The sequence below is a fragment of the Kosakonia pseudosacchari genome (assembly GCF_900184035.1).
GTDB classification, from domain to species: Bacteria; Pseudomonadota; Gammaproteobacteria; order Enterobacterales; family Enterobacteriaceae; genus Kosakonia; species Kosakonia pseudosacchari.
Map to the genome: position 1 here is coordinate 1 of NZ_FXWP01000003.1, position 1,609 is coordinate 1,609.

The 1,609-nt window shown below is 46.6% G+C and carries 2 protein-coding genes and 2 pseudogenes; all 4 read right to left on the minus strand.

The features are described from left to right. On the minus strand, positions 1–124 hold a 124-nt coding region (locus tag BN2591_RS00075), incomplete at its 3' end, for a flagellin N-terminal helical domain-containing protein (RefSeq protein WP_482793313.1). Between the two features lie 451 nt (positions 125–575). Continuing rightward, a pseudogene (locus tag BN2591_RS00080) lies at positions 576–796 on the minus strand (transposase); the annotation flags it as partial. Further along, a pseudogene (locus tag BN2591_RS24945) lies at positions 770–847 on the minus strand (IS200/IS605 family transposase); the annotation flags it as partial. The pseudogenes BN2591_RS24945 and BN2591_RS00080, both read right to left, overlap by 27 nt. Before the next feature lie 158 nt (positions 848–1,005). Continuing rightward, positions 1,006–1,609, minus strand: a 604-nt coding sequence (locus BN2591_RS00085; RefSeq protein ID WP_086868033.1) for a flagellin, incomplete at its 5' end; no start/stop codon positions are given.

A 1,609-nucleotide genomic window follows, 5' to 3' on the forward strand; every position in this document is an offset into this window, starting at 1 on the left:
CTTTAGCGCTGTTGATACGCAGACCGGAAGAGAGACGCTCGATCGAGGTGCCCAGAGAAGACTGAGATTTGTTCAGGTTGTTCTGGGTCATCAGCGACAGGGTGTTAGTATTAATAACAGCCATGATATTTATCCTTCATTAATATATGTGAGTTCCGGTATGCGCCAGCGGCTTCATCACCGTCATAATAGTTATCGACGGTGTTAACGAATTCTTTAGATCTTTTTTACCCCAATGCTGATTATTTCCTAGAAAAAAGACAACGCATTGAAAAATTTACCGAAAAAAAATAAACCGCCTTTTAAAAAGTTGTTTTTTAAATTAGAAGCATCTTAAAAAAGATGGCATACCCGTTTTTACAGACCATACCGTTTCGATTTTACACCCCTAACGTAAATATATTTTCTACCCACGCTATTGATGTCGCGTAAGTTATCCGTTGAACCTGTTATATACCAAAGCATTTCCTCTGCGGCGGTGAACTCGTTGCTGCAGTAAAAGACCACCATCTTAGAAGGTGGCTTTTGAAAAGGCCCCCTGTAAGGGAGCCATTGTCACTTTCCGCTTACTACTCTAGCGATTCCATTTTCTGTTCATGTGTTTGTTCCGTTTTCTCCTGATGCCTCACATATCGTCTGATAATTTCATCGTTCACCCCACAGTATCTACAACGTAGCCACGTGACCAGAAGTGATTAACCCATAACTTCTTTCTTATATGTGGGAAACGATTGTAGAGCCTGATTGCGCTGCGGTCTTTCAGGATCCTGAATCGGTACTTGGGCGTCCAGACTATGTGGTATTTGCAACGCCAATATACATGGGATGAATTCCTGTAAAGTCCCATGTCGGTTTGTCTCCTTCTACTTGCTTGCGGTAAGTAAGCAGAGATATTCCGGCATGGGCATTCTTCAGGCTATACACCACCTCCTCGGGAGGTGGTGTAGGGATGACAATAAAAAAGCGCCGACAAGCGGCGCTTTTCTTATATTACGGATTCTGCGATTAACGCAGCAGGGACAGCATGGTCTGCGGAACCTGATTGGCCTGGGCCAGTACGGAAGAACCAGCCTGCTGCAGGATCTGCGCGCGGGACATGTTCGACACTTCTGTTGCGTAATCAGAATCCTGAATACGGCTACGGGCAGAAGACAGGTTGTTCACGGTGTTGTTAAGGTTGGAGATGGTGGACTCAAAACGGTTCTGAGACGCACCCAGCAGGCTGCGCTGAGTATCGACCGCTTTGATAGCATCGTCAATAGTAGACAGCGCACCGGTAGTGGTAGTACCTGACGTGCCGGTTGCAGTCAGTACGTCGAAGCCACTGACTTTGATTTTACGATCAGTCCCGCTGACGCTGGCATTACCGGAACCGGCAGTAGCGGTCGCAGAGTACAGGTTCCAGCCGGAACTATCATTCATGGTGATACCGATAGTCTCACCATCTTTGGAACCAACCTGGAAGTTGAAAGTTTTCGCAGTATCATTGTTCAGTATTTTGATGCCGTTAAAGTCAGTCTGCTTGGTTACTCGGTCGATTTCCGCCAGACGCTGGTTAACCTCAGCCTGGATGGAGTCGATGTCAGAGGCAGAGTTGGAGCTGTTCTGC